The 24,591-nt window shown below is 73.4% G+C and carries 23 protein-coding genes; 10 read left to right on the plus strand and 13 right to left on the minus strand.

Going from position 1 to position 24,591, the window contains the following annotated elements:
* Positions 1-384 precede the first annotated feature (384 nt).
* The 3 genes from ACFQRF_RS05060 to ACFQRF_RS05070 all read left to right on the plus strand — a co-directional run bounded on the left by ACFQRF_RS05060 (position 385) and on the right by ACFQRF_RS05070 (position 4,234).
* Positions 385-1,506, plus strand: a complete 1,122-nt coding sequence (locus ACFQRF_RS05060) for a sensor histidine kinase (protein ID WP_379869261.1) — start codon at positions 385-387, stop codon at positions 1,504-1,506.
* 20 nt (positions 1,507-1,526) lie between these two features.
* Complete coding sequence (locus ACFQRF_RS05065; protein ID WP_379869262.1) at positions 1,527-2,129, plus strand: response regulator transcription factor; 603 nt, start codon at positions 1,527-1,529, stop codon at positions 2,127-2,129.
* A gap of 263 nt (positions 2,130-2,392) precedes the next feature.
* Entirely contained in the window at positions 2,393-4,234 is a 1,842-nt protein-coding gene (locus ACFQRF_RS05070; RefSeq protein ID WP_379869264.1) for a bifunctional metallophosphatase/5'-nucleotidase, read from the plus strand.
* Positions 4,235-4,412: 178 nt separating this feature from the next.
* On the opposite strand, the gene ACFQRF_RS05075 is transcribed toward ACFQRF_RS05070, so the two are convergent.
* From ACFQRF_RS05075 to ACFQRF_RS05105, 7 genes are all read right to left on the minus strand, one after another.
* Positions 4,413-4,706: a hypothetical protein gene (locus ACFQRF_RS05075; RefSeq protein ID WP_379869265.1), complete on the minus strand. Its 294-nt coding sequence runs from the start codon at positions 4,704-4,706 to the stop codon at positions 4,413-4,415.
* 82 nt (positions 4,707-4,788) lie between these two features.
* The gene (locus ACFQRF_RS05080; RefSeq protein ID WP_379869267.1) at positions 4,789-5,106 is read right to left on the minus strand and encodes a hypothetical protein; all 318 of its coding nucleotides are present in this window, start codon (positions 5,104-5,106) and stop codon (positions 4,789-4,791) included.
* 166 nt (positions 5,107-5,272) lie between these two features.
* The gene (locus ACFQRF_RS05085) at positions 5,273-5,578 is read right to left on the minus strand and encodes a hypothetical protein (protein WP_379869268.1); all 306 of its coding nucleotides are present in this window, start codon (positions 5,576-5,578) and stop codon (positions 5,273-5,275) included.
* Between the two features lie 183 nt (positions 5,579-5,761).
* A complete protein-coding gene (locus ACFQRF_RS05090) occupies positions 5,762-6,085 on the minus strand; it encodes a hypothetical protein (RefSeq protein WP_379869270.1) in 324 nt (107 codons plus the stop codon).
* A gap of 162 nt (positions 6,086-6,247) precedes the next feature.
* Positions 6,248-7,366: an aromatic ring-hydroxylating oxygenase subunit alpha gene (locus ACFQRF_RS05095; RefSeq protein WP_379869271.1), complete on the minus strand. Its 1,119-nt coding sequence runs from the start codon at positions 7,364-7,366 to the stop codon at positions 6,248-6,250.
* Positions 7,367-7,370: 4 nt separating this feature from the next.
* Positions 7,371-8,534: an N-methyl-L-tryptophan oxidase gene (gene solA, locus ACFQRF_RS05100; protein ID WP_379869273.1), complete on the minus strand. Its 1,164-nt coding sequence runs from the start codon at positions 8,532-8,534 to the stop codon at positions 7,371-7,373.
* Between the two features lie 34 nt (positions 8,535-8,568).
* Complete coding sequence (locus ACFQRF_RS05105) at positions 8,569-11,043, minus strand: GcvT family protein (protein WP_379869274.1); 2,475 nt, start codon at positions 11,041-11,043, stop codon at positions 8,569-8,571.
* A gap of 645 nt (positions 11,044-11,688) precedes the next feature.
* Here ACFQRF_RS05105 and ACFQRF_RS05110 point away from each other — a divergent pair.
* Both ACFQRF_RS05110 and ACFQRF_RS05115 read left to right on the plus strand, forming a co-directional pair.
* Positions 11,689-12,006 carry a bifunctional 3-phenylpropionate/cinnamic acid dioxygenase ferredoxin subunit gene (locus tag ACFQRF_RS05110; protein WP_379869758.1) on the plus strand — a complete coding sequence of 106 codons (318 nt, stop codon included), beginning with the start codon at positions 11,689-11,691 and terminating at the stop codon, positions 12,004-12,006.
* The gene (locus ACFQRF_RS05115) at positions 12,003-13,187 is read left to right on the plus strand and encodes an NAD(P)/FAD-dependent oxidoreductase (protein ID WP_379869276.1); all 1,185 of its coding nucleotides are present in this window, start codon (positions 12,003-12,005) and stop codon (positions 13,185-13,187) included. Before ACFQRF_RS05110 ends, ACFQRF_RS05115 begins: the two co-directional genes overlap by 4 nt.
* A 66-nt stretch (positions 13,188-13,253) precedes the next feature.
* On the opposite strand, the gene ACFQRF_RS05120 is transcribed toward ACFQRF_RS05115, so the two are convergent.
* Both ACFQRF_RS05120 and ACFQRF_RS05125 read right to left on the minus strand, forming a co-directional pair.
* Positions 13,254-14,618 carry a sodium/glutamate symporter gene (locus tag ACFQRF_RS05120; RefSeq protein WP_379869277.1) on the minus strand — a complete coding sequence of 455 codons (1,365 nt, stop codon included), beginning with the start codon at positions 14,616-14,618 and terminating at the stop codon, positions 13,254-13,256.
* Positions 14,619-14,793: 175 nt separating this feature from the next.
* A complete protein-coding gene (locus tag ACFQRF_RS05125; RefSeq protein WP_379869279.1) occupies positions 14,794-15,441 on the minus strand; it encodes a TetR/AcrR family transcriptional regulator in 648 nt (215 codons plus the stop codon).
* 88 nt (positions 15,442-15,529) lie between these two features.
* Here ACFQRF_RS05125 and ACFQRF_RS05130 point away from each other — a divergent pair, with 88 nt between their 5' ends.
* Entirely contained in the window at positions 15,530-17,050 is a 1,521-nt protein-coding gene (locus tag ACFQRF_RS05130) for a serine hydrolase domain-containing protein (protein WP_379869280.1), read from the plus strand.
* An 83-nt stretch (positions 17,051-17,133) separates the two neighbouring features.
* Here ACFQRF_RS05130 and ACFQRF_RS05135 read toward each other — a convergent pair whose 3' ends face one another.
* A complete protein-coding gene (locus ACFQRF_RS05135; protein WP_379869282.1) occupies positions 17,134-17,826 on the minus strand; it encodes a DUF2848 domain-containing protein in 693 nt (230 codons plus the stop codon).
* 85 nt (positions 17,827-17,911) lie between these two features.
* Between ACFQRF_RS05135 and ACFQRF_RS05140 the strand changes: the two genes are divergently transcribed.
* Entirely contained in the window at positions 17,912-19,267 is a 1,356-nt protein-coding gene (locus tag ACFQRF_RS05140) for an MFS transporter (RefSeq protein ID WP_379869283.1), read from the plus strand.
* 36 nt (positions 19,268-19,303) lie between these two features.
* On the opposite strand, the gene ACFQRF_RS05145 is transcribed toward ACFQRF_RS05140, so the two are convergent.
* Positions 19,304-19,933 carry a GntR family transcriptional regulator gene (locus ACFQRF_RS05145; RefSeq protein ID WP_379869285.1) on the minus strand — a complete coding sequence of 210 codons (630 nt, stop codon included), beginning with the start codon at positions 19,931-19,933 and terminating at the stop codon, positions 19,304-19,306.
* Positions 19,934-20,007: 74 nt separating this feature from the next.
* Here ACFQRF_RS05145 and ACFQRF_RS05150 point away from each other — a divergent pair, with 74 nt between their 5' ends.
* The 3 genes from ACFQRF_RS05150 to ACFQRF_RS05160 all read left to right on the plus strand — a co-directional run bounded on the left by ACFQRF_RS05150 (position 20,008) and on the right by ACFQRF_RS05160 (position 22,934).
* Complete coding sequence (locus ACFQRF_RS05150; protein WP_379869286.1) at positions 20,008-20,799, plus strand: carbon-nitrogen hydrolase family protein; 792 nt, start codon at positions 20,008-20,010, stop codon at positions 20,797-20,799.
* A 279-nt stretch (positions 20,800-21,078) separates the two neighbouring features.
* Complete coding sequence (locus tag ACFQRF_RS05155) at positions 21,079-22,299, plus strand: sensor histidine kinase (RefSeq protein ID WP_379869287.1); 1,221 nt, start codon at positions 21,079-21,081, stop codon at positions 22,297-22,299.
* A complete protein-coding gene (locus tag ACFQRF_RS05160; protein ID WP_379869289.1) occupies positions 22,290-22,934 on the plus strand; it encodes a LuxR C-terminal-related transcriptional regulator in 645 nt (214 codons plus the stop codon). Before ACFQRF_RS05155 ends, ACFQRF_RS05160 begins: the two co-directional genes overlap by 10 nt.
* Positions 22,935-23,048: 114 nt before the next feature.
* Here the strand turns inward: ACFQRF_RS05160 and ACFQRF_RS05165 are convergent, their stop codons facing one another.
* Both ACFQRF_RS05165 and ACFQRF_RS05170 read right to left on the minus strand, forming a co-directional pair.
* Entirely contained in the window at positions 23,049-23,225 is a 177-nt protein-coding gene (locus tag ACFQRF_RS05165; protein WP_379869290.1) for a DUF397 domain-containing protein, read from the minus strand.
* Complete coding sequence (locus tag ACFQRF_RS05170) at positions 23,218-24,138, minus strand: helix-turn-helix domain-containing protein (RefSeq protein ID WP_379869292.1); 921 nt, start codon at positions 24,136-24,138, stop codon at positions 23,218-23,220. The genes ACFQRF_RS05165 and ACFQRF_RS05170 overlap by 8 nt, the downstream gene beginning before the upstream one ends.
* Positions 24,139-24,591: the final 453 nt, after the last annotated feature.

Raw genomic sequence — 24,591 nt, forward strand, 5'->3', positions numbered from 1 at the left:
TCCTCGGCGGGGACCGTCTCCGGGGCGCGGCCCGCGAGGACCGCGCTGCGCGTCCGCTCACGCGGCACGCGGACGTGTTCGGGATGGTGGAGCGTGACCGCATGGGCGGGGAACGTCCCGGTTCGAGGTGGTGGCCGAGCGGGGAGAGTCGCCGCGGCGGCGTCGGGTCCGCCGATGCCGCACGGCCAAGGTGTCGCGGTCATGCCGACCATCTCAGCCGTCGGCGCGTTCGGCTGCCAGTGCAACCACGTCATCACCTCGCCATGACGTTCCTGCGGGTGAACGCATGACACCGCGTCACTGCCGCGCGCCGCGGACGGCGAGAATACTGGACGCAGACCCCGCCGTCCCCGATCCCGGAGAGCCGCACATGGAGAGCCACCCGTGACGTCCGGCCACGCTCAGCGGACGCAGGGGCGGCTGGGCAGACTCAACCTCGTCAAGTACCTCCCGCTGCACACCGCCGTGGGCATCCTGCTGGTGGTGATCGACGCCGAGACCTGGTGGCACGCCGCCGTTCTGGGCCTGGGTGTGGCGGCGGCGCTGGTGGCCTTCTCGTGGTGGGCGATGGGCGGCCTCTTCCGTGTCGCGCTTCCCTGCCTGGCCGTCACCGCGGTGGTGTGGCTGCTCGGAGTGCTGGTGGTGGGCGGTGGCACGGCGTTCTTCGGCATCGCCCTCGTGGGCCCGCTCATCGTCCCCCGGCTGCCGCGCCACCGGGGCGTGGCGGCCGTGGGACTGACGGTCTTCGTCGCCGCCGTGGGGGCCACCCGGCTGCTGGTCGCGCCCGGCGACGTCCCCGAAGTTCTGCTGAACTACGTCCTCATCCCCGCGAGCGTCACCGCGGTGGTGACCGGCCTCATGTTCCCCAACAAGGGGTTCTACGACATGGTGACGGAGCTGGAGGAGTCACGGGAACGCGAAGCGGAGCTCGCCGTCATCCGGGAGCGGGTACGGTTCGCCAGCGACCTGCACGACATCCAGGGCCACACCCTCCACGTGGTGAAACTGAAGGTCGCGCTGGCCCAGAAGCTGGTCGACAGCGACATCGACCGGGTGAAGCGGGAACTGCGCGAGGTGCACGCCCTGGTCAGCGACACCATCACCCAGACCAAGGAGCTCGCCTACGCCCAGCGGCGGCTCAACCTGTCCGCCGAGCTGGAGAACGCGAAGAACCTCTTCGAGGCCGCGGGGATCCGGGTGCGCGTCGACCGCGAGACCGAGGTGGACCCGAGCGCGGGCGAGCTGCTCGGCCAGGTCCTGCGGGAGACGACGACCAACATCCTGCGGCACGCGGAAGCGTGCGAGGTGCGGATCACGCTGTCCAGGTCCGGTATCACCATCGTCAACGACGGGGTGCGCGCGGAGCCGCCGCCCCGGCTCGGCGGGCTCGCCGCCCTCAGGGAACGGGTGGCGGGCGAGGGCGGCGAACTGACGGTGGAACAGCGGGACGGCCGGTTCCTGACGGCCGCGGAGTTCCCGCGCCGGCGTTCCGACGCCGCGCTCTGACGACACGGAAGGGACGACCGATGACCACCGTGGTGCTCGCCGACGACGAGGCCCTCCTCCGCACGGCGCTGGCGTCACTGCTCCCGCTCGAAGGGGACATCACCGTGCTCGCCGAGGCCGGAGACGGAGAGGCCGCCGTCCAGGCCACCCTGCGGCACCGGCCCGACGTGCTCGTCATCGATCTGGAGATGCCGGGAGTGGACGGCCTCGGCGCCGTCTCGGCGATCCGCCGCGCGCGGCCGGAGCAGGTGATCCTCATGGTGACCCGCCATGCCCGGCCGGGCGTGCTCCGCAAGGCGCTGAAACTCGGGGTCCAGGGGTTCGTCAGCAAGTCGGCGGAACCGGCGCACATCGCCTCGGTCATCGCGACACTGCACGCGGGCAAGCGCTGGATCGACCCGGACGTCTCCGCACTCGCCGTCATCGACGACTGCCCGCTCACCGACCGGGAGATCGACGTGCTGCGGGCGACCGGCGACGGCTACTCGGTCGCCGACATCGCCGCCCGGCTCCACCTGGCGGCGGGCACGGTGCGCAACTATCTCTCTAACGCGATGCAGAAGACCCAGACCCGCACCCGGCACGAGGCGGCCCGGTACGCGCGGGAGCACGACTGGCTGTAGCACCGAGTCGTGGGCCGCCACCACGCCGCTCCCCCGCAGCGCTTCCGGACCGCGGCGCCCGGGGGACACCGGGCGTGCCCCCGTCGTCACGGTGCGCGTGGACGCGCCCGCCGTGCCTGGCCGTGAGCATGATCGGTGTCCAAAACGCTACCTGCTTTCATCCTGCTGTTCCCCGCGGACCTCTAGCATGAGTGGCTCCATCGGACTTCCCGGGGTGTGCACGCACCCCGGGTCCGTTATGTCTTTTTCCAGACGGGAACAGCATGCTGATACCCCCCTCTCCCCTCCGGCGTACGGCGGGCGCCCTCCTCGTCGCCTCGGCCGTCACCGTGACGCTGGCGCCGCCGGCGGCGGCCGAGTCCTCGGCGGCCGGCCGGGCCTCGTTCACCCTGACGATCCTGCACAACAACGACGGCGAGTCGCACCTGCTCGGCGCCTCGGCCGACCCCGACTACGGCGGCGTCGCCCGGTTCGCCGCCCTGGTGCACCAGCTCCAGCGCGACGCGGTGCGGCCGTCGTCCGCGCAGCCCGGTGAATCGCGGGGCAACCGGGGCGTGGTCACGCTGTCGTCGGGTGACAACTTCCTGCCCGGGCCGCAGTTCACCGCGAGCCTGGAGAACGGGACCCCCTACTACGACTCGCTCGCCATGGGCGAGATCGGCTACGACGCCCTGACGCTCGGCAACCACGACTTCGATCTGGGGCCGGAGGTGCTGGCCGACTTCATCGCGGGCGTGCCCGGCCGGGCGCCGTTCGTTTCGGCCAACATCGACGTCTCGGGCGAGGAGTCGCTGGCCGAGCTGGCCGAGCGGGGCCGGCTCGCGTCGAGCACGGTCGTCCGGGAGCGCGGCCAGAAGATCGGCGTGATCGGCCTGGAGACGCCGCTGCTCGCCGCCATCTCCAGCCCGCGCGGCGTCAAGGTCGACGAGGAGCTCGCCGCCGCCGTCCAGGCCGAGGCGGACGCCCTGATGGCCCAGGGCGTCAACAAGATCGTGCTGATCTCCCACCTGCAGGGGATCAGCGAGGAGCGCGCCCTCGTGTCGGAGCTGAGCGGCGTGGACGTGGTGATCGCGGGCGGCGGCCACGAGCTGCTCGCCGACGACGACACCCCGCTCGTGCCCGGCGACACCGTCACCGCCGACCCCGAGACCGGCGACCCGCTTCGGTACCCGCTGTACGTCGCCGACGCCGACGGGGTCGACGTCCCGGTGGTCACCACGGCCGGTGAGTACAAGTACGTGGGCCAGCTCGTGGTGAACTTCGACCGGTCCGGGCGGGTCGTCTCCGTCTCCGACCAGTCGGGCCCGGTGCGGGTCTCCGGTGTCGGCGAGGACGCGGTCCAGCCGGACCGCCGGACCCAGCGCCGCGTGACCGAGCCGGTCCAGGAGTACGTCGACGCCATGGCGGAGAACGTGGTGGCGACCAGCGATGTCGCGCTGGAGGGCCGCCGCGACCCGGGCGTGCGCACCCAGGAGACCAACCTCGGCAACCTGCTCGCCGACGCCGTGCTCGCCGCGGGACAGGCCAACGCGGAACAGTACGGGGTCACGCCGCCGCAGATCGCGCTGCAGAACGGTGGTGGCATCCGCAACGGCGCGCTGGTCCCGGCCGGCGAGATCACCGAGCTCGACACCTACGAGATCGCGCCGTTCGCCAACTTCGTCGCGGTCGTCCCGGACGTGCCGCGGGCGCAGGTCAAGGAACTGCTGGAGAACGCGGTCTCCGGCATCCCGGCCGCCGACGGCCGGTTCGCCCAGGTGGCCGGCCTGTCGTTCAGTTACGACCCGTCGGCCACCGCGCAGCAGGTGAACGACGACGGCGTGGTGCAGCGGGCCGGTGAGCGGGTTCGCGACGTGACGCTGGCCGACGGCACCGTCATCGTGGCGGACGGCGAGGTCGTCGACGGCCCGGGCATCTCGGTGGCCACGCACGACTTCTCGGCCCGAGGCGGCGACCAGTACCCGTTCCGCGGCCTGCCGTTCACCTCGGTGGGGCTCACCTACCAGCAGGCCCTGCAGACCTTCCTCACCGACGGCCTGGGCGGCCGGGTCACCGCTGAGGACTACCCGGAGGGCGGCGAGGGCCGCATCACCCGGGTGAGCTGATCGCGGTCCCCGACCGCCGCACCGGCGCCCCGGACCGCGATGCCGCGGTCCGGGGCGCCACGGTGCCGGCCGGTTCCCACGGGGCGCCTCCCGGGGGCGATCGGCTCGTAGTGGGTCGGCGGTCAGGCGCGCAGCGGCGGCCTGACCGGCCGGCCGGGTGCCCGCGCCGGGGGCCGGATCACGCGTGCCGGCAGCCGGCGCCGAACACGGCCCCGGGCGGGTCCGGGGCGATGGTCCGGCACCGCACGGCGTCGTGACTGCCGCGTTCGATGATGTAGCCGCCCGGTCCCCAGATCCCCACACAGTTCCCGAAGCCCGCCGCGCTCGGCAGGCGGCTGGTGTCCAGGAAGTCGCAGACCCAGCTCTCGCCGGGCTGCGCCGCGGCGGGCGCAGCCGTCGCCAGGCCGGTCACCGCGGCCAGCCCCAGGCCGGCCGCCACGGCCAGCGCGCGGGCGCGATTGGACATGCGCATCTATCGCCTCCTCGTCCTGCTCAGGTCGTGCTGCTCGTGAGTTCGGAACGGGCCGCGCGTGGGCCCGGTCCGTCAGTGCGGATCAGTTCGACCAGAGACAGCGGAACCCCCTGACGATGTCGGGGGCGTCCGTGCCGTCCACCCCTTCACAGCGGACCTTGCGGCCGGTGTAGCGCTCGGTGATGAAGCCCGGTTCCCCGAGGCGGGCCGAGGAGTTGTCCGGGACGCAGTTCCCGACGCCCTCGGCCGGGCCGAGCGGACGGTCGTGCAGGACGCGGTCGCACGTCCAGCTGTTTCCGGGCTCGGCCGCCGCCGGCGCGGCGAGGGCCAGGCCGGCCGACGCCGCCAGTCCCAGGCCGGCCGCCACCAGTGCCGCACGAGTACGGATCGACGTACGCATGACTCACCTCCGTGACGGGCCGGTGGACGCGTTCGCCCGGTGCGGGTCCGGCCCGTTCGCAGGTCCCACCGTGGCAACGTGAGCTCAAGCGCGGCTCAATTCTCCATCGAGCCTCACTGGTCACACCCGTCACACCGGCCACGGCCGGTGCGGCGCAAGGTCCACGTCAGCGGGCGATGAAGCGGCATCCGGTGCCGTAGACGCGCTCGGGCGCCTCGTAGCCGTCGATGTGCTCGCACCGCACGTCGAAGAGGCCGGACCGGACCGAGATGTGCCCGAAGCCCTGGTTCTCCTGGTCTGCGGTGTCAGGCGTGCAGTTGTCCTCGCCGAGGCCGTGCCCGTTGGAGTCGTAGACCAGGACATCGCAGGTGTAGCTGTTGCCGGGCCAGGCCGTCGCGGGGGCGGCCCCGGCCAGTACGAGTCCCACGCCCGCGAGGATGGCCGACGCCCGGCCCCCGGTCGCGATGCCCATGGCTGCCTCCGTCTCCCGGCCGGACGCGGCGGCGACAGGTGGCACGCCGCATGGCGCTGTCGAACGGCGCGGAGTCCGGCCGGCACTGGTCACGTGCCCGTCACGGTGAGCGTTCCATTGCTCACACTCCGCACCTTAACCGGTCACACCACACCAGACCGGTATCTCTGCGCGCGACACGCCTCACCGGGCCAGGGTCCGGCACCCCTCGCCGCGCACGTACCGCGGCGCGTGGTAGCCGATGACGTCCACGCACTGCACCGTGGGCCCGCTGACACGGGCCGTGATGAACCCCGGCCCCTGCGGGTCCGGCCGCGGGGTGTCGGCGACGCAGCGGCCTCGCCCCGTGGCCTCCTCGGATTCCTCCCGAGGCGGCACCAGCACCTGGTCGCAGGTGAAGCTGTTGCCGGGCCGGGGTTCGGCCGGAGCGACGGTGAACGCCGTGCCCGCCGCCAGCCCCAGGCCGGCGGCGAGCGCGCCGAACCGGCGCCGAAGGGTGATGCGCATGTCGCTGCCTCCCGTCCGTGGGTGGGACGGGCCGGCCGGTTCGGCGGCCCGGCCCGTGTTCCGCTCACCAGTAGACCGCACCCGGCCGCGCGTCCCCGGGAGGCTCGGGGACACCGCCGTGTCACCTCGGCGCGACGCCGTCCCACTCCATGGCCGCCGCGGCTAGCCCAGCACCTCGGCCACCCAGGTGTGGAAGGCCCCGATGTGGTGCTCGACGGGCACCAGCACTCCGCCCGCGCGGTAGGCGCGGGAGGACATCGCCGGCTGGCAGCGCTCACAGGCGGCGAAGTCCTGCCGGTTGACGCGGTCGAACAGTTCCACCGACCGCGATACGTCGTGCCCGGACTCGATCACGCCGGGGCTGTACAGCCAGTCGCACTCCACGACCGTGCGGTCGGCGGCCAGGGGGAACATGCGGTGGATGATGACGTGGTCGGGGACGAGGTTGACGAACACCTGGGGGCGGATGGTGATCGCGTAGTAGCGGCGGTCCTGTTCGTCGGTGACGCCGTCGAGGCGGGCGAAGCCCTCGCCGCCGTCCACGGTGAATCCGCGGACGTCCGCTCCGAACTCGGCGCCGTGGCCGACGTAGTACTGCGCGGCGTAGCCGTCGGCGAACTCCGGGAGCACTTCGGTCAGCTCGGGATGGATGGTGCCGCAGTGGTAGCACTCCATGAAGTTCTCGATGATGAGCTTCCAGTTGGCCCGCACGTCGTAGCGGATGCGGCGGCCCAGCGCCAGGTCCTCGATCCGGTAGCGGCCGATGGCCTCGGTGTCGCCGAGGCGTTCGGTGGCCGCGCCCACGACGGTCTCCTCGAAGGACGGCGGCTCGTCGGCCAGGCACACCCACACGTAGCCGAGCCACTCGCGCACGTGCACGCGCACCAGGCCGAAGGCGTCGCGGTCGACGTCGGGCATCCGCACCAGGTTGGGGGCGGCGACCAGCCGGCCTTCGAGGTCGTAGGTCCAGGCGTGGTACGGGCACTGGAACGAGCGGCGGACCTCGCCGCGCTCCTCCGTGCAGATCCGGGCGCCGCGGTGGCGGCACACGTTGAGGAAGGCCCGCACGTGACCGGCGCGGTCGCGGCTGACGATGACGCTCTCGGCGCCCACCTGGACGGTGCGGAAGGCGCCGGGCCGGTCGAGGTCGGCGGCGCGCACGGCGCAGAACCACATGCTCTGGAACATCCGGTCCTGTTCCAGCGCGAAGACGGCCGGGTCGGTGTAGAGGTGGCCGGGCAGGGTGGCGATCAGGCTGGACGGCAGGTCGGTGGTCGTCACGTGCTCACCTCGTGCGGGTCGGCTCGGTGCGGCTGCGCCGCGGGTCGAACAGGGCGATGGGATGGCCGGTGCGGCCGGTGGTGGCCAGGTCGGCGAGGATCTCGCCGACCACCGGGACGAACTTGAAGCCGTGCCCGGAGAATCCGCAGGCCACACTCACCTGGGCGTGCCGCGGGTGCTGGGCGATGACGAAGTGCTCGTCGGGCGTGTTGGTGTACATGCAGGCGGCGGCGCGCAGGAAGCGGCCGGGGACGTCCGGGAGCCGGGGGGCGAGGTGCCGGGCGATGACGGCGGCCTCGGCGGGGGTGACGCGCCGTTCGATGGACTCGGGGGTGCACTCGGCGCCGCGGCGGAAGAACGCGGTCTTCACGCCGCCCGCAGGGCCGTCGATGGCCGGGAAGCCGTAGACCTGCTCGCCGGCGGCGTCCTCCCAGATGTAGATGGGGTGGCGCTGCGGCTCGAACGGCTCGATCCCCCCGCGCGGGGCGAACCAGTACATCACCTGGCGCTCCACGGTGAAGGGCACGCCGAGGTCGGCGAGCAGTCGCGGCGCCCACGCGCCGGGACAGATCACCAGGCGCTCGGCGGTGTAGCCCCCGGCGGGTGTGGTCACCCGGACGCCGCCGCCGGGTGGGGCGTCCCACTCCACGGCCGGCTCCTCGAAGCGCAGGTCGGCACCGGCCGCGGCGGCGAGTCGCAGGTGCGCGGCGACGGTGACCTCGGGCCGGACGAACCCGGCGCGCTCCTCGAACAGCGCGACCTCGTCGGCCTCGGGGGTGAAGGTGGGGAAGCGCCGGCGGATCTCGGCGGCGTCCAGCATCGTGTACGGCAGCCCCCACCGCTCGGCGGAGCGGCGGCTGCCCGCGACGGTGTGGCTGTCCGGGCGGCCGATCATGAGCCCGCCGGTCTGGACGAACACGTCGGCGCCGGAGTCGCGGGCCAGCCGGTCCCAGAGTTCGTAGCCGCGCAGCAGCAGCGGCACGTAGGCGGGGTCTTCGAAGTACGCCTGCCGGATGATGCGGGAGCCGCCGTGACTGGACCCCTGGTCGTGGGCGGGCCCGAACCGTTCCAGGCCCAGGACGCGCCGGCCGCGGGCGGCGAGGTGGTAGGCGGCGGCGCTGCCCATGCCGCCCAGGCCGATGACGATGACGTCGTAGCTGGTGTTCATGGTGACGGTGTCCTCTCCGGGCCGGGGCGTCGCGTCAGCGGCGGATGCGCGCCATCTCGGGGTCGACGAGCGGTTCGGCGGCGACCGTGGCGGCCCGGCGTTCGCCGAAGTACTCGACGTACACCCGGGTGCCCGCCGCCGCCAGCGCGGCCGGCAGCCAGGCGTAGGCGATCGGGCGGTCGATCGTGTACCCGTAGGCCGCGCTGGTGACGTAGCCGACCACCGCACCGCCGGACCGGTCGGGGTAGACGGGTTCGGCCCCCATGACCACGTGGGAGCGATCGTCCATGGTGAGGCAGGTCAGCCGCCGCGCGGGTTCGCGGTCGGCGCGGTCCAGCAGCGCCGTCCGTCCGACGAAATCGCCCTTGTCCGGCCGCACCGCGAAACCGAGCCCGGCCTCGTACGGATCGTGCTCGGTGGTCATGTCCACCCCGGCGGCCCGGTACCCCTTCTCCAGCCGGAGGCTGTTGAAGGCGCTGCGGCCGGCGGCGACGGCCCCGTGCCGCTCGCCGGCCCGCCACAGCACGTCCCACAGCCGCAGGCCGAGGTCGGCGGTGGTGTACAGCTCCCAGCCGAGTTCGCCGACGTAGGAGACGCGCAGCGCGAGCACGGGCACGTGCTCGATGTGGGCGCGGCGGGCGCGGAAGTAGCCGAAGCCCTGGTGTGAGAAATCGTCGTCGGTCAGCGGCTGGACGAGGTCCCGGGCGAGCGGCCCCCACACGCCGACGCAGCAGGTGCCGGAGGTGATGTCGGTGACGCGCACCGATCCGTCGCCGGGGGCGTGCCGCAGCAGCCGGTCCAGGTCGAGGCTGCTGTTGGCGCCGACCTGGAAACGGTCCTCGGCCAGCCGGGTGACGGTGAGGTCGCTGCGCACGCCGCCGGCGTGGTCGAGCAGCAGCGTGTAGGTGACGGTGCCGGCCGCGCGGTCGAGCTGGTTGGTGGTGAGGCGCTGCAGCAGGGCGAGCGCTCCCGGCCCGGCGACCTCCAGGCGCCGGAGCGGGGTCATGTCGTACAGCGCGACGCGCTCGCGGGTGGCGCGGGCCTCGGCGGCGGCGATCGGCGACCAGTGGCGGGCCGACCAGGGGTCGCGCTCCGGCGGCCGGAGGTCGCGGGCGAGGCCGGCGTTGGCCTCGAACCAGTGCGGCCGCTCCCATCCGGCGGACTCCAGGAACACCGCGCCGAGCTCCCGCTGGCGCGGGTGGAACGGGCTGGTGCGCAGCGGACGCGGCTCGGCGGCGGGCTGGAGCGGGTGGATGATGTCGTAGACCTCGGCGAAGGCGCGTTCGCTGCGCCGGGCCACGTACTCGGGGGCGAGCTGGACGTCGTCGAAGCGGTTCAGGTCGCACTCGTGCAGGTCGGTCTCCGGCCGCCCGTCCACGAGCCACTGGGCGACCGCCCGCGCGGCACCGGCCGAGTGGGTCACCCACACGGCCTCGGCCAGCCAGAACCCGGCGAGTTCGCGGGACTCGCCGAGCAGCGGCATGCCGTCCGGCGTGAAGGAGAAGACGCCGTTGAAGCCGTCCTGCACCGAGGCGCCGGAGAGGGCCGGGAGCAGCGCGATGGCCTCGCGCCAGCTCGGCTCGAAGTCGTCCTTGGTGAACTCCAGCATGGAGGGCATGGTGCCCGGCCCACCGGGCGGCGGCACGTCCGCGAGGCGCACCGGCATGGGCCGGTGCGCGTAGCTGCCGATGCCGATCCGGTCGCCGTGCTCGCGGAAGTACAGGTCGCGGTCCTGGTGCCGCAGGATCGGCCGGGAGGTCTCCAGGTCCGCGTCGGCGCCGGCGGTCAGCGCGGCGATCGGCGTGGTGGTGGCGTACTGGTGGGCCATCGGCAGCAGTGGGACGGGGACACCCGCCATCCGCCCGATCCGTGGCCCCCAGAACCCGGCCGCGGAGACCACGACGTCGGCGGGCAGCTCGCCGCGATCGGTGACGACACCGGTGACCCGGCCGCCGCGCTGCTCGATGCCGGTCACGGTGTGGTGGGCGCGGAACTCGGCGCCGCGCGCCGTGGCGGCGCGGGCCTGGGCCTCGGCGGCGCGCAGGGCCTTGGCGACGCCGTCGTCGGGCGTGTACAGCCCGCCGTACACCGCTTCGCGGTCCAGCATCGGCCACATCCGGACGCACTCCTCGGGCGGCAGCAACCGGGCGCGCACACCCCAGGAGGCGGCCAGGCCGGCCTTGCGGGCGAGCTCGGCCCACCGTTCGGGGGTGGTGGCGAGCTCCAGGCCGCCGACCGGCCGGAAGCACCACCGGCCGTCGAGGGTGAGGTCGCGGTACTTGCGCACGGTGTAGCGCGCGAGGTCGGTCATCGTCTTGGAGGTGTTGGTCTGGAACACCAGCCCGGGCGCGTGCGAGCTGGATCCCCCGGTGGCGAACAGCGGTCCCTGGTCGACGACGGTGACGTTCGTCCAGCCGCGGGCGGTGAGCTCGTCGGCGAGTGCGCAGCCGACGATTCCGGCGCCGATCACGACGACTCTCGGGCCGCCGGCGTTCAACGTGCCTGCCATGGTGCGTGCTCCCGGTCCTGGCGTCGGTTCGCGGTCACGGTGCTGGGGGCGGGCGCGCGGTGGCGCCCCCGCCGCAGCGGGTCGGGCTGGTCGGGTCGTTCGCGGGCGGGTCGGGCACTCCTCATGGGCGTCCCTTCACGGCGGAGACGGCGGCACGGCGGCACGCGGCGAACGGTGGCACGAACACGGACGGGGAGCGAGACGGGCACGGGCACGGGAACGGGGACACGGCCACGGACACCGCCTCGCGTTGCGTATGGCGCGCAAAGTCGCACGATGAACAACGATGCGGGGCGGGTCGGTGGGCCGTCAATACCCCATCCGATTAAGCGTTGTTACGCGATGGTTACCACTTGGAGGCGGTGAAATCAGGGGTTGACGCGCCGGGGAGGACGATCCGAGACTGTTGCGTGTTGGCCACTCCGTTGCGTCAAGCACAACAGCGGCGTGCGCCGTCACTTCCACCGGCCGATTGAGCGGCCTTCCTCACTTCCGTCGGCCTCCGGCCGCCCGTCCGGGGTGCGCTCGGCCGTGCGTCCGCCAGGCACGGCCGGGCCCCCGCCCGCCGTGTCGCGTCCGCGCGGCCGGCGGCAGCGGCGGGCCGCTGTTCCACCGTCCCAGCCCCCGCGGAGTACGGGAGACGTGATGATCTACGCGTGCCATCTTGACGACCTCGCCCCGGGCGAGAGCGTGCGTGTCGACGCCGACGTGCCGATCGCCGTGTTCAACGTCGACGGCCGGCTGTACGCCGTCGACGACACCTGCAGCCACCAGGACGCCTCCCTGTCGGACGGCTGGCTGGAGGGGTGCTTCGTCGAGTGCCCGCTGCACGCCTCGGCGTTCGACCTGCGGACGGGAATGCCCACGTGCCCGCCGGCCCGGCGCCCGGTGCGCACCTACGGCGTCAGCGTCCAGGACGGGGCGGTCTACGTGCACGCGGCGGCCCACGAGGAGGCGGCATGAGGTCGGTCACCGTCGTGGGCGCCTCGCTGGCCGGGCTGACCGCGGCCCGGGCGCTGCGTGACCAGGGCTTCGACGGCCGGCTCACGGTCGTGGGCGCGGAGCGGCATCGCCCCTACGACCGGCCCCCGCTGTCCAAGGACTTCCTGCTGGGGCGAACCGGGGCCGCGGACCTCGCGCTGCACGACGACGAGGAGGAGGCGGCTCTGGCCATCGAATGGGTGCTGGGCCGTCCGGCCGTGGCACTGGATCCGCGCCGGCGCGCGGTGCGGCTGGCCGACGGCCGGGAGATCGTCTCCGACGGTCTGGTGATCGCGACCGGGGCCGCCGCGCGGCGGCTGCCGGGCGCGGACATGGCCGGCGTGCACACACTACGCACCCTCGACGACGCCGAGGCCCTGCGGGCCGGGCTGTCCCGCGGCCGCCCCTCGGTCGTGATCGTGGGCGGCTCGTTCATCGGCGCCGAGATCGCCTCGTCCTGCGCCGCGCTCGGCCTGGACGTGACCGTCGTGGAGGCGGCGCCGCTGCCCCTGGCGCCGGTGCTCGGCACTCCCATGGCCCGGGTGTGCGCCGGGCTGCACGCCGACCACGGCGTCCGGCTGATGTGCGGGGTGCAGGTGGCCGGACTGGCCGGCGGCTCCCGGGTGACGGGGGTGCGGCTGGCCGACGGCCGGGTGGTCCGCGCCGACGTGGTCGTCATGGGCGTCGGGGTGCGGCCCGGCACCGACTGGCTGGCCGGCTCCGGCGTGCGGACCGCCGACGGCGTGGTGTGCGACCCCGGCTGCCGCACCTCCGTCCCCGGTGTGGTGGCGGCCGGCGACGTCGCGCGCCTCCAGTGGCCCGGCCGCTCACCCGGACGCCGGGTGGAGCACTGGTCCAACGCGACGGAACAGCCGGTCACGGCGGTCCGCAACCTGCTGGCCGGCGCGCTCGTGGAGGAGTCGCGGCACGTGCCGTACTTCTGGTCGGACCAGTACGGGGTGCGGCTGCAGTTCGCCGGGGCCGCCGGGCCGGGCGACGAGGTCCGGGTCGAGGAGGGCGACCCGCGGGAGCGATCGTTCGCGGCGGTGTACCTGCGCGACGGCGAGGTGCGCGCGGTCCTGGCGATGAACCGCCCCCGCCCGTTCGCCCGCCTGCGCCGCCGGATCAGCGCGCGGAGACCTCCCGTGGCCGTCGGAACGTAGGGCGGGCGGTTCCGGGCCCCGCACGTACCGGCCCCGCCCGCCCGGGGCCGTGGCCCGGGCGGGCGGTCAGCCGGCGGGCACCCGGTCCGGTCGCGCTCCGCGGCCACGCGACCGCGTGGTCCAGCCGAGCACCCACGGCAGCGCCAGGGCGATGAGCCCGAGCGCCGTCCACCCGCCGCCGAGCGCCCAGCCCGCCCCCGCCATGATGATCGCCGGGGCGAAGGCGATGGTGGCCGTCTCCAGCGGCGCCAGTGGCAGGTAGGCGATCCCGAACTCTTCCAGGGTGCGGGTGCGCAGGTCGGGGTCGACCATGCGGAGCAGCGCGATGGAGGTGGCCACGGCTCCGGTCGACCATCCCCAGGTGAAGACGGCCTTCTCGAACCAGTTCGTGCTGAACATCGCCGGGGCGACGACACGGAAGAGCACGAAGCACAGCGCCAGCCCGAGCACGAACAGCAGGACGAGCGGCAGCCAGAAGCCCTGGACGAATCCCGGCACGATCGAGGCGATGCCGCACACGATGAGCACGTCGGTCGCGGTGCCCGAGATCCCCCGGAGCGTGGCCGGGTCCAGGTACCCCCAGGCCGGGGTGCGGCGCAGGGCCAGGCGCAGCAGGAGTCCGGTGACGAACGCCAGCGCGAACACCGGCAGCGTGAACCGCGGGAAGAGGCCACCGAACCACGCCTGGATCCCGTAGGCCGTGGCGGCGACGGCGCCCACGACGCACAGTTGCAGCGCCAGCGGCTCGATGGAGGACGCCGAGGAGGTGGCGGTGCCCAGGGAGGGGCGGCGCTCGGGGTCGCGGACCAGGCCGGTGCGCAGTTCCTCCGGCAGCTCCGCGAGGCCGCCGCCCCGCGCGGTGTGGCCGCGCCGCACGCCCCAGTTGCTGACGGCGATCCCGCCGATGATGCCCACGAGCATGCCGACGGTCGCGGAGGCGAAGCCGAGCGAGGCGGCCTCGGGCCAGGTGTCGCCGAAGGCCGCGCTGAGGGCGGCGGCCGACCCGAACCCGCCGGCCCACCCGCCGACCAATAGGATGCCGAACCCGTCGGGGGTGTCCCACACCGGGGCCAGCACGAGCAGGGCGAAGGCCATGCCCAGGCCCACCTGGAGGGCGTACATCCCGATGGAGTACAGCGAGAACGCCCCGGTCTGCCGGCCGGCGCCGCGCAACCCCATGGTGTCGGTGAGCGGGAGGCAGGCGAACACGACCGCGATGAGGACCGAGGAGTAGGTGCCGAGCTGCCCGGAGAAGGGCAGTACGCCGAGCACGTGCGGGCCGAGCAGCAGCCCGAGGAATCCGGCGATGACGCTGGCCGGCAGCATCAGCCGCTGCACGATCGGCACGTGCGCCCGCACCAGTGTCCCCGTGACGAGCAGGGCGGCGATCAGCCCCGCGTCGGAGAGCAGCGCCCAGGGTGTGTACTCCATCCGGCTCCTCCGTTCGGCCGGTGTCCTGGCCGGGCCGTTCCAGATGTCTAACAGCCGGACATCGGCGGAAGGAACACGAAACGCGTACCGGCCGGGTAATGACTCCGCACACGCCGGGCAGGAGGTGGGACCGGCACGGCGGCGGTGCCGGTCCGGCCGTGGCCGGCGGCCGGTCCTAGGGCGTCCGGTACCGCCGACACTCCCCGGTGAAGACGGTCGCCAGCTCGGCCCGCAGCGCCGTCGCCACCGCTTCGGCGGTGTCCCGGTGGCCGAAGCCGTCGCCGGGGGCCCGGTAGACCTGCGCCGCCAGCCCGTCGGCGAGCGCGAACAGCCGGAGCGCGGCGGATTCCGGGACCACGCCGCCGGCCACCTCGCCGCACTCCTTGCCGTTGCGCACCGCCCGGGCGATCTCGGCGCGCAGTCCGGCGGCGGTGGCGGCGTCCACCTCGGCGAGCCGGGGCACGTCCAGGGCGCGCCCGGCGAGCGCGCGGGCGACGCGGTGCTCGGCGCGCCGTTCGTCGTCGAGGGGGACGTACTCGGTCAGGGCATCGAGCAGGATCGCGGCGATCGTGCGCCGGTGCCGCTCCCCGGTCGCCACGTGCGCGCCGACCCGCGCCCGGATGTCGGCCGAGACGGTCTGGAAGGCGCACAGCAGCATGTCGTCCTTGCTGCGGAAGTAGTGCTGGACGAGTCCCACCGACATGCCCGCCGTTGCCGCGGTACGGGCCACGGTGACGGAGTCCAGGCCCTGGGTGGCGACGAGGGAGCAGACGGCGTCGGCGATCTGGCGGCGGCGCAGCTCGTGGTCGGCGGTTCGCGGCACCCGATGACCGTACCACCGTACGGCAACATAACCGTATGGCTGTATGGTTATCGCTCCGGAACCACCCGGCCTCCAGGAGGAACAGGTCATGCCCCCATCACGAACGCACCCGCCCACCGCCCGGCACCGGATCGCCGCCGCTTTCCTCCTCGTCACCGTCCTGCTGGCACCGCTGCCCGTCCCCGCCGCCGCGGCGTCGGCGCCCGCGGGCGGCACGGCCGAACCCGGCCTCGCGCGGATCGACCGCTACGTCCGCAACCACATGGCCGCGACCGGAACCCCCGGGCTGGCCTACGCCATCGTGGACGCGGGACAGGAGCCGCACGTCGCAGCGCTGGGACACGACGGCAACGGCGCCCCGGTCACCGCCGACACGCCGTTCCTGTGGGGGTCGGTCAGCAAACCCGTCACCGCCACGGCGGTGCTCGCCCTCGCCGAACAGGGCCGGCTCGATCTCGACCAGCCCGTGCGCGACCATCTCCCCGACCTGGATCTCGGTTCCGGCGGCGACCCCGTGACCGTGCGCGACCTGCTCCGGCACACCAGCGGCCTGCCCGCCTCCACCACCGGCGCGATCGGCGACGTGTACGGCCCGCGGTCCGCGGACGCCACCCCCCGCCTGGCGCGGCTGGCCGAGGTCACCCCGGTGGCCCCGCCGGGCGAGCGGCACGTGTACACCAGCGCCAACTACCTCATCCTCGGCGCGCTGGTCGAGGAGGTCACCGGCGAGCCGTTCGCCGTCCACCTGCGCCGGGCGGTCCTCGACCCGGCGGGCATGACCGGCGCGCTGGCCTCCGCCGCCGAGGCGCGGGACGGTGGACTACCGCCCGGGCACCGATCGTTCTTCGGTGTCACCCGCGCCGTGCCGGCCCGGGTGGACGACGCCGGCGTGGCCTACGGCTATCTGGGCGGCACCGTTCGCGACCTGGCCGCATTCGCCTCGGTCTATCTCGCCGACGGCGAGGGGCGGAACGGCCGGGTGCTCACACCGTCGTCGGTCCGCGCCGCCACCGGCGACGGCGTCCCGATCCCGGGAAGCGCCAACCGCTACGGCCTGGGCTGGCGGATCGGGGTCGTGGGCGGTACCGACGTCCCCATGGTCTTCCACGGCGGGTCCACTCCCGGCCACGCCGCGATGCTCGTCCTGACGCCCGGGTCCCACCGCGCGGTGGTGGTCCTGCAGAACCGGTACCAGATGATGGACGACGCGCAGATCCAGGACGTCGCGTTCGGGATCGCCCGCCTGCTGTCCGGCGTGCAGCCCGATGCGCCGTCCGTCCCGCGTGGTCACCTGCTCGTGCTGCTCGCCACCGCCACCGGCGCGGTCACCGCCACGGCCGCCGTGGCGTGGTCCGGGGTGCGCCTGCTCCGCCGGCACCGCGCGATGACCCGCCGCCGCGCGGCGGCGACCGCCGCGGCGCACCTGCTCGCCGGCTCCGCCCTGGCGGTCGCGATCCCGGTGTACCTGTCCGAGGCGGGCGGGGTACGCGCGGCACTGCTGTGGCTGCCCGACGTGACGGCGCTGCTGCTGGCCGCAGCGGCCTGCGGCGCCGGGCTCGTGCTCCTGGGGACGATCCGCGCATGGCGGGCGTGGCGGGCGGTTCGCTGACCACCGGTCGTGGGCGGACGGGCACCGCTCCGCCCACGACCGGGGAGCGGCCGCCACGCGCCCGGTCCCCGGACGGCCGCGCGCTACTCGATCGGCTCGGGGAGCCGGCGGACGCGGTAGGCGAGGGTCAGGGCGTCCCCGGTCTCCGGGTCGGCCAGTTCGGCCTTCCACGCGCCGGCGAACTGGTTCACGCCCTCGCGCATCGGGATGGTGCCGGACAGCAGCACGGTCCCCGGACGCAGCAGGTCGCGCTCGCGCAGCACCTCGATCCAGTAGGCGGGGGCGAGCAGTTCGCCGAGGGTGCCGCTCTGCAGCAGGGTGTCGGGCTCGTGCTCGCCCACCCAGGCGGTGAGGGTGAGGGCGTCGAGGCGATCGGCGACATCGGTGAGCCGCCAGGCGCGGGTGCCCAGGACGTCCGGGCCGGCGTTCTTGCTCCAGGCGACGCCGTGCACCTCCAGGGCACGGTCGGTGTGGTCGCAGGCGACCGTGATGAGGACGTCCTCGGGCTCGGGGCCCGTGACGACGATCGCCCACTCGGCCTCGCCGGACGTGCGGTCGTGCTGCACGGCCACCTCGTCGGCCTGCTGGGCGAGGTAGGGGGCGACCGGGTAGAGGGTCGGGGTGGTCGTGGGGGCGGGCACGCCCAGCTCGGCCAGTTCCTCGACGTGCGCCCGCACGTCGTCCTGGCTGCGGCCCGCGTATCCTCCGTTGAGGAGGGTCGTGACCTGCACCTCTCGCTTTTCGCCGGTGTTAACTTCGAATCTCAGAATCGGCATACGACCCTCTCACCCTTGCGCATACAGCTCGTATACAAGCAGTATATCGAGCACCCGCCGATGTCCAGAGTGAAGGGTGAGCGACATGACACATCAGGGACGGCCGGGGCCGGTCCCCCGCGCGGTGGAACCCCGCGCGCTCTGGCGGGCGTTCGCCGCCAGCCTGTCCGGTACCGCACTGGAGTGGTACGACTTCGCGGTCTACTCGGCCGCGTCCGCGCTCGTCCTCGGCCAGCTGTTCTTCCCCAGCGACAGTCAGCTGGCCGGCACCATGGCGGCCTTCTCCACCTACGCCGTCGGCTACGTGGCGCGCCCGCTCGGCGGCTTCGTGTTCGGGCGGCTGGGCGACCAGATCGGCCGCAAGAAGGTCCTGGTCAGCACACTGGTGCTCATCGGTGTGGCCACCTTCCTCATCGGCGTGCTGCCCACGCACGATGACATCGGCCCCACCGCGGCCGTCCTGCTGGTGCTGCTCCGGTTCGCCCAGGGGGTCGGCGTCGGCGGCGAGTGGGGCGGCGCGGTGCTGCTGTCCAGTGAGTTCGGTGACCCGCGCCGCCGGGGCTTCTTCGCGTCGGCCGCGCAGGTCGGCCCACCGGCCGGCAACCTGATGGCCAACGGCGTGCTCGCGCTGCTCGGCGTGCTGCTGACCGAGGAGCAGTTCCTGTCGTGGGGCTGGCGCCTGGCGTTCCTGCTCTCGGGCGTGCTGGTGCTGTTCGGCCTGTGGATCCGGGCCCGGCTGGAGGAGACGCCGGTCTTCAAGGCGCTGGAGGAGTCCGGGCAGCGCCCGGCCGCGCCGATCCGCGAGGTGTTCACCCGCCAGACCCGCGGCCTGACCGCCGCCGTGCTCAGCCGGATGGCGCCGGACGTGGTCTACGCGCTGTTCACCGTCTTCGTGCTGACCTACGCCACGCAGGAACTGGGATACTCCTCGGGGGCGGCGCTGGGCGCGGTGCTGATCGGCTCGTCACTGCAGGTCGTGCTCATCCCGCTGGCCGGCGCGCTGTCGGACCGGATCAACCGCCGGCTGCTGTACGGGATCGCCGCGGCCGGTGCGGCGGTGTGGCCCTTCGTGTTCTTCCCGGCGATCGGCGCCGGGGGCTACGCCGTCCTCGTCCTCGGCATCATCGTCGGCCTGGTGTTCCACTCCTTCATGTACGGCCCGCAGGCCGCGTTCGTCTCGGAGCAGTTCCAGCCCGAGCTGCGGTCCACCGGAAGCTCGCTGGCCTACACGCTGGGCGGCGTCATCGGCGGCGCCGTCGCCCCGCTGCTGTTCACCTTCCTGCTGGCCCAGTTCGCGAGCTGGGTGCCGCTCGCCTGTTACATCCTGGTGACCGGGGCCGTCACGCTCACCGGACTGGCGCTCGGGCGCGACCCGGATCCGGAGCGGGAGGCGGCGGTGCCCATCGCCGCGTCCGGAACACCCGCCGGAACCGCACCGTAGCGGCGCTGAAGCGGCCGGGAGCGGAGGCGAGCCGTGTCAGGTGTCCAGGAGCACCCGCAGGGTCGCCTCCAGGTGGGTGTCGATCGCGGCGGCCGCGGCCGCCGCGTCCCCGGCGGCGAGCGCGCGCAGGATCTCCTCGTGCTCGGCGAGCACCGCGTCCTGCCGGCCGGTGGCGGAGAACAGCGCCACCACACCGGCGCGGATCTGGCGGGCGCGCAGGCCGTCGTACAGCTTGGTGAGCATCTCGTTGCCGGTGGCCGCCACCAGTTCGGAGTGGAACCGGTGGTCCCAGGCGATGAACTCCCGGGCCTGCTCGGACCCGCGCAGCCCGGCCTGCTTCTCCAGGATGGCGCGCATGGCCGCGACCGGTGCGGCGCCGCGGGCGAGGGTGCGCCCGGCCGCGTGCCGTTCCACCATGCCGCGCAGCTCCATCAGCTCGCCGATCTCCCGGCCGGTCATCGGCGCCACGTAGGCGCCGCGCTTGGGGATCAACTGGACGAGCTCCTCGGCGGCGAGCAGGAACAGCGCCTCGCGGATGGGCGTGCGGGACACGCCGATCCGGTCGGCGACCTCCTGCTCGTTGATGAACTCGCCCTGGCGGTCGGGGTCGGCCAGGTACTCCTCCTTCAGGAACGCGTACGCCCGTTCGCGGCCTGACGGCGCCACCGGCAACCTCCCTGTACACAATATGTATACGCAGAGTCTAGCCATCTCCCCATGACGAGAGAGGGGACAATCCCATGCGGATCGCATTGTCGCAGATTCGGTCCACCGCCGATCCCGGCGACAACCTGGAACTGGTGCGGGAGGGCGTGGCCGCCGCCGCGGCGGCCGGCGCCCGGGTGGCGGTGTTCCCCGAGGCGGCGATGGCCCGCTTCGGCGTGAACCTCGCCGAGCGCGCACAGCCGCTGGACGGGCCATGGGCCGGCGAGGTCGCGGCGATCGCGCGCGACGCCGGTGTCGTCGTGGTGGCCGGCATGTTCCGTCCCGCCGAGGACGGGCGGGTGCACAACACCCTGCTGGTCACCGGACCGGGTGTCACCGCCCACTACGACAAGATCCACGTCTTCGACGCCTTCGGGCACCGGGAGTCCGACACGGTGGCCCCCGGCGAGACCGTGGTGACGTTCGACCTCGACGGGGTCCGCCTCGGTGTCGCCACCTGTTACGACGTCCGCTTCCCCGAGCTGTTCCGCACGCTCGCCCAGCGCGGCGCGGTGGCCACCCTGCTGCCCGCCTCGTGGGGCGCCGGCCCGGGCAAGGCGGAGCAGTGGGACCTGCTGGTGCGCGCCCGTGCCCTGGACTCCACGTCGTGGGTGCTGGCCTGCGACCAGGCCGACCCCGCGGCCTGCGGCGAGACCGTGACCGGCAACACACCGCGCGGGATCGGGCGCAGTTGTGTGGTCGACCCGACGGGAACGGTCACCGACCGGCTGGACGCCGCGCCGGGCCTGCTCGTCGCCGACATCGACCCCGGCCGGGTGACCGACGTCCGCGCGGCGATCCCGGTGCTGGCCAACCACCGGCTGTAGGACGCCGCACGGGCGGTGGCGGCGACGGGCCGGGGTGCGCACCGGCGGGCACCCCGTTCCGGCTCCGCCCGGACCGCGCGGACGGGGACCCGGCCCGGGAAGACCGGCACGGCACCGCCCGGCCGTGCCCACCCCACCGCGCCCCTGAGGTTCTCCACAGGTGCGCGCTGCGGACCGCGCCCTCCCCCGCCGCGGTCACCGGCGCCTAGGATCACTGGTGCGGCCGGCGGATGTCCCCGGCCGCACCGCCCCACCCCCTGACCGAGGCCGAGGATGCGCGTGCGAACGGACGGCGGCGGGACCGCGCCGTCCGGGCCGCGCGGCCCCGCCGGACTGGTGCTGCCGGCGTTCCGGCACACCGCCGGAGTGCTGCTCGGCTCCGCGACCGCGCTGGTCGCGGCCCCGCTGCTGTTCGCCGGCGCGCTGCTGCTGGCGGCGGCACGGCCGTGGCCCGCGGCCTGGCGGGTGGCGCACCCGGCCGCTGCGGCCGGTCTCGACCGGCTGTTCTCGCTGGACCGGTGGCGGCTGGCCCGATTGCTGGACCATGAGGTGGCCGCGCGGTACTCCCGGCGGCGCGCCCTGGAGTACCTGCTCTGCCGGCTGCCGCTCAGCCTGCTCGGCGGGTACGCGTTGTTCTCCGCCCTGTTCCTGGCCCTGCTCATGGGCGGCGGCGGGCTGTGGGTGTCGCTGTCGGGCACGTCGCAGCCGGTCAACCTGTCCCTGCCGGGGGTGAACCTCTGGGTGGACTCCGGCGTGATCGGCCTCGGCGGCGCCCCGCTGGTGCTCGCCGCCGCCATGGCCGGGGCCGCGGTGCTCGCCGCCGCCGAGCGGCGGCTGGCCCGCTGGTTCCTCGGGCCCGGCGGCTCCGACCTGCTGGAGCGCCGGATCGCCGAACTCACCGAGAGCCGCGCCGGGGTCGTCCGCGCGGTGCACGAGGAGCGGCGCCGGATCGAGCGCGACCTGCACGACGGCGTACAGCAGCGGCTGGTCGCCCTGGCCATGCTGCTCGGGCGCGCCCGGCGCGGCACCGATCCGCGCCGCAGCGCCGAGCTGGTCCGGCAGGCGCACGAGGAGTCCCAGCAGGTGCTCGGCGAGCTCCGGGAGATCGCGTGGCGGGTGCACCCCGCGGTGCTGGACGAGCTGGGACTGGCCGCCGCGCTGGCGGGGGTCGCCGAGCGGTCCAGCGTCCCCGTCCGGGTGCACGACGGGCTCGCCCGGCGCCCGGACACCGACGTGGAGACCGCCGCCTACTTCGTCGCCCGGGAGGCCATCACGAACGCCACCAAACACGCCGGGGCGAACGCCATCACCGTCACCCTCACCGAGGAGGCCGCCGTGCTCATCGTGCGCATCACCGACGACGGGAGCGGCGGGGCCGACCCCGCCGGCCCGGGGCTGAAAGGGCTCGCCCGGCGGGTCGCCGCGCTGGACGGACGGCTGCACGTGCACAGTCCGGCGGGCGGGCCGACCGTGGTCACCGCGGAGTTGCCGTGCGCGTGATCCTGGCCGAGGACTCGGTGCTGCTGCGGGAGGGCCTGCTGCGGCTGCTCGTCGAGGAGGGCCACGAGGTGGCGGCGGCGGTCGGCGACGCCGAGGCGCTACTGGCCGCGGTCGACGCCGACCCGCCGGAGGTGGCCGTGGTCGACGTGCGGATGCCGCCGACCCACACCGACGAGGGGCTGCGGGCCGCGCTGGACCTGCGCCGCCGGCACCCCGCCGTCGGGGTGCTGGTGCTCTCCCAGTACGTGGAGCAGCGGTACGCCGCCGAACTGCTCACCGGCGCCCCCGAGGGGGTCGGGTACCTGCTCAAGGACCGGGTCGCCCAGGTCGGGGAGTTCCTCGACGCGCTGGAGCGGGTGCGCGCTGGCGGCGCGGCCTTCGACCCGGAGGTGGTGCGCCAGTTGCTGGCCCGCACCAGCCACGCCGACCCGCTGGCCCGGCTGACGGAGCGGGAGCGGGAGGTCCTGGACCACATGGCGCAGGGTTACGCGAACGCCACCATCGCGCAGCGGTTGTACGTTTCGCAGAGCGCGGTGGAGAAGCACATCAATGCCATCTTCGAGAAGCTGGATCTCTCCTACACGTCCGGCTACAGCCGGCGGGTGCTGGCGGTGCTGCGCTACCTGGGAACTTGAGCGCAGGTCAGACGCGAAGAGCCCCGGACCTTCTTCCGGGGCTCTCGCATGCGGGCGGTGCCAGCGGCGCCTTGCCCGCATGCGCGGACGGCGGGAACGTAGCCGAGCCGACGATTAGAGCCGGTCGGCCTGGATGCCCTGGAGGAAGGCCGCCCACTCCGCCGCCGGAAACGTGATGTGCCCGAGCTCCCGGTGCTGGCTGTCCCGGACATCCGCGCCGTCTCGCGTGGCACGCGCTTCAACGCAGTTGCTTCCGCCGTTGCTGTAGGTGCTGATGTGCCAGTCATTCATGATCATTCTCCAACTTTCTCATCTCGTCCCGAAGCATCCTCAGCGTCTCCCCGGTTGGCGCTGCCTCAGCCTGGAGCGAGCCGTACAGCATGCGGTACCCCGCCACATCATCGTGAGCCGTGATGGTCTGCCCCTCGTGAACCGACTCCGCGAACACGACATCTGGGCTCTGGGGCCCCGTAAGCACTGTGAAGGCACCGCTATTGCCTGGATGCCGCTTGCTCTGCGCGGGGATGATCTGCATTGATACACGCCCCTGCTCCACAAGGCTCACGACGTGGGCGAGTTGCGCCCGCGTAATGTCCACGCTCTCATACCGCCGCCACAGTACGGTTTCGTCTACGACGCAAAACACCCGGGGCGTGCCGGCATCGATCACCGCCCGGGCCTGGTCCATCCGCGCGGCCACCTTCTCTTCCATCTGATCTGCCGACAGCCACGGCGCGCCGTACCGGATCAAGGCACGCGCGTAGTCCTCGATCTGAAGGTAACTGGGGAAGACCAGACTTTGAAAGTCGTAAATTGCTACTGACTCCCTGATCATCCTTGAGATTTCGACTAGCCATGCCATCCGGCCGCTGCCCGTGAGTTCGTCCCACAAGTCGATGAGTCGCCCTTGGGCATCGAGAGCCTCATCCGCAGCCAGTAGATCCTCATGCGCGATGGCCCGCTCCCCGCGCTCCAAGTTGGAGACGTGAGTCTTGCTTACGCCAATTTTCGCGCCTAGCGACTGTTGCGTGTAGCCGCTCCGGAGGCGCAGGCGCGACGGTTCGCGCCCGAAGCGCTTCCTGGCCCCATTGCCGAACCGAAGTACCGTTGCGGCGAAGAGACGAATCTCACTCGGTACCTGATCCGCCTGTGCCAGCGAGGACGACCCGATGAGCGCTGATATTCCCACCGGGCGAAACAGCATTTCTCGCAGGGTACCGGACGAAAGGCATCCATTCCCCGAACTCCGCCGCGATTTCGAGGGGCGCGGGTGGCTCGTCTTCGCGACGAAGAATGCCTATGGGATTCCGCACCCGAACGCGGTCTTCCACTCGCCCCTTCCACCCACATGCGTCAACGCCCATTGCCTCATGGAACACGTGTACGCCGACGACGCGGAGACGGCTCGCACCACGCTCAGCGACGCGGCGGAAGCCATTGAGACGCACGCCAGCAACTGCTCCAACTGCGCACACGCACTGGATCTGGCGATCAGACAGGCGCGAAATCTCTAAGGGACGGTGCGGGGCGGCGTTCCGTCCACGCGCCCCGCACCGAGGTCATGGGTGCGGCCCCGGTCGCGCTCACCGCCGCGCTCCCCTCCACCGCCGACGCGGTCGGGCCTACGGCCATTGACGCCGACGGCTCCGGACGTTCA

It is taken from the genome of Marinactinospora rubrisoli (genome assembly GCF_042664915.1).
GTDB lineage: Bacteria > Actinomycetota > Actinomycetes > Streptosporangiales > Streptosporangiaceae > Marinitenerispora > Marinitenerispora rubrisoli.

Coding starts and splice junctions, on each gene's coding strand:
- ACFQRF_RS05170 (WP_379869292.1), bottom strand. CDS start 24,138: ATGCTGTTTCGCCCGGTGGGAATATCAGCGCTCATCGGGTCGTCCTCG.
- ACFQRF_RS05130 (WP_379869280.1), top strand. CDS start 15,530: ATGCCCCCATCACGAACGCACCCGCCCACCGCCCGGCACCGGATCGCC.
- ACFQRF_RS05075 (WP_379869265.1), bottom strand. CDS start 4,706: ATGCGCATGTCCAATCGCGCCCGCGCGCTGGCCGTGGCGGCCGGCCTG.
- ACFQRF_RS05165 (WP_379869290.1), bottom strand. CDS start 23,225: ATGAATGACTGGCACATCAGCACCTACAGCAACGGCGGAAGCAACTGC.
- solA (WP_379869273.1), bottom strand. CDS start 8,534: ATGAACACCAGCTACGACGTCATCGTCATCGGCCTGGGCGGCATGGGC.
- ACFQRF_RS05085 (WP_379869268.1), bottom strand. CDS start 5,578: ATGGGCATCGCGACCGGGGGCCGGGCGTCGGCCATCCTCGCGGGCGTG.
- ACFQRF_RS05105 (WP_379869274.1), bottom strand. CDS start 11,043: ATGGCAGGCACGTTGAACGCCGGCGGCCCGAGAGTCGTCGTGATCGGC.
- ACFQRF_RS05080 (WP_379869267.1), bottom strand. CDS start 5,106: ATGCGTACGTCGATCCGTACTCGTGCGGCACTGGTGGCGGCCGGCCTG.
- ACFQRF_RS05135 (WP_379869282.1), bottom strand. CDS start 17,826: ATGCCGATTCTGAGATTCGAAGTTAACACCGGCGAAAAGCGAGAGGTG.
- ACFQRF_RS05140 (WP_379869283.1), top strand. CDS start 17,912: ATGACACATCAGGGACGGCCGGGGCCGGTCCCCCGCGCGGTGGAACCC.
- ACFQRF_RS05090 (WP_379869270.1), bottom strand. CDS start 6,085: ATGCGCATCACCCTTCGGCGCCGGTTCGGCGCGCTCGCCGCCGGCCTG.
- ACFQRF_RS05120 (WP_379869277.1), bottom strand. CDS start 14,618: ATGGAGTACACACCCTGGGCGCTGCTCTCCGACGCGGGGCTGATCGCC.
- ACFQRF_RS05115 (WP_379869276.1), top strand. CDS start 12,003: ATGAGGTCGGTCACCGTCGTGGGCGCCTCGCTGGCCGGGCTGACCGCG.
- ACFQRF_RS05065 (WP_379869262.1), top strand. CDS start 1,527: ATGACCACCGTGGTGCTCGCCGACGACGAGGCCCTCCTCCGCACGGCG.
- ACFQRF_RS05070 (WP_379869264.1), top strand. CDS start 2,393: ATGCTGATACCCCCCTCTCCCCTCCGGCGTACGGCGGGCGCCCTCCTC.
- ACFQRF_RS05110 (WP_379869758.1), top strand. CDS start 11,689: ATGATCTACGCGTGCCATCTTGACGACCTCGCCCCGGGCGAGAGCGTG.
- ACFQRF_RS05150 (WP_379869286.1), top strand. CDS start 20,008: ATGCGGATCGCATTGTCGCAGATTCGGTCCACCGCCGATCCCGGCGAC.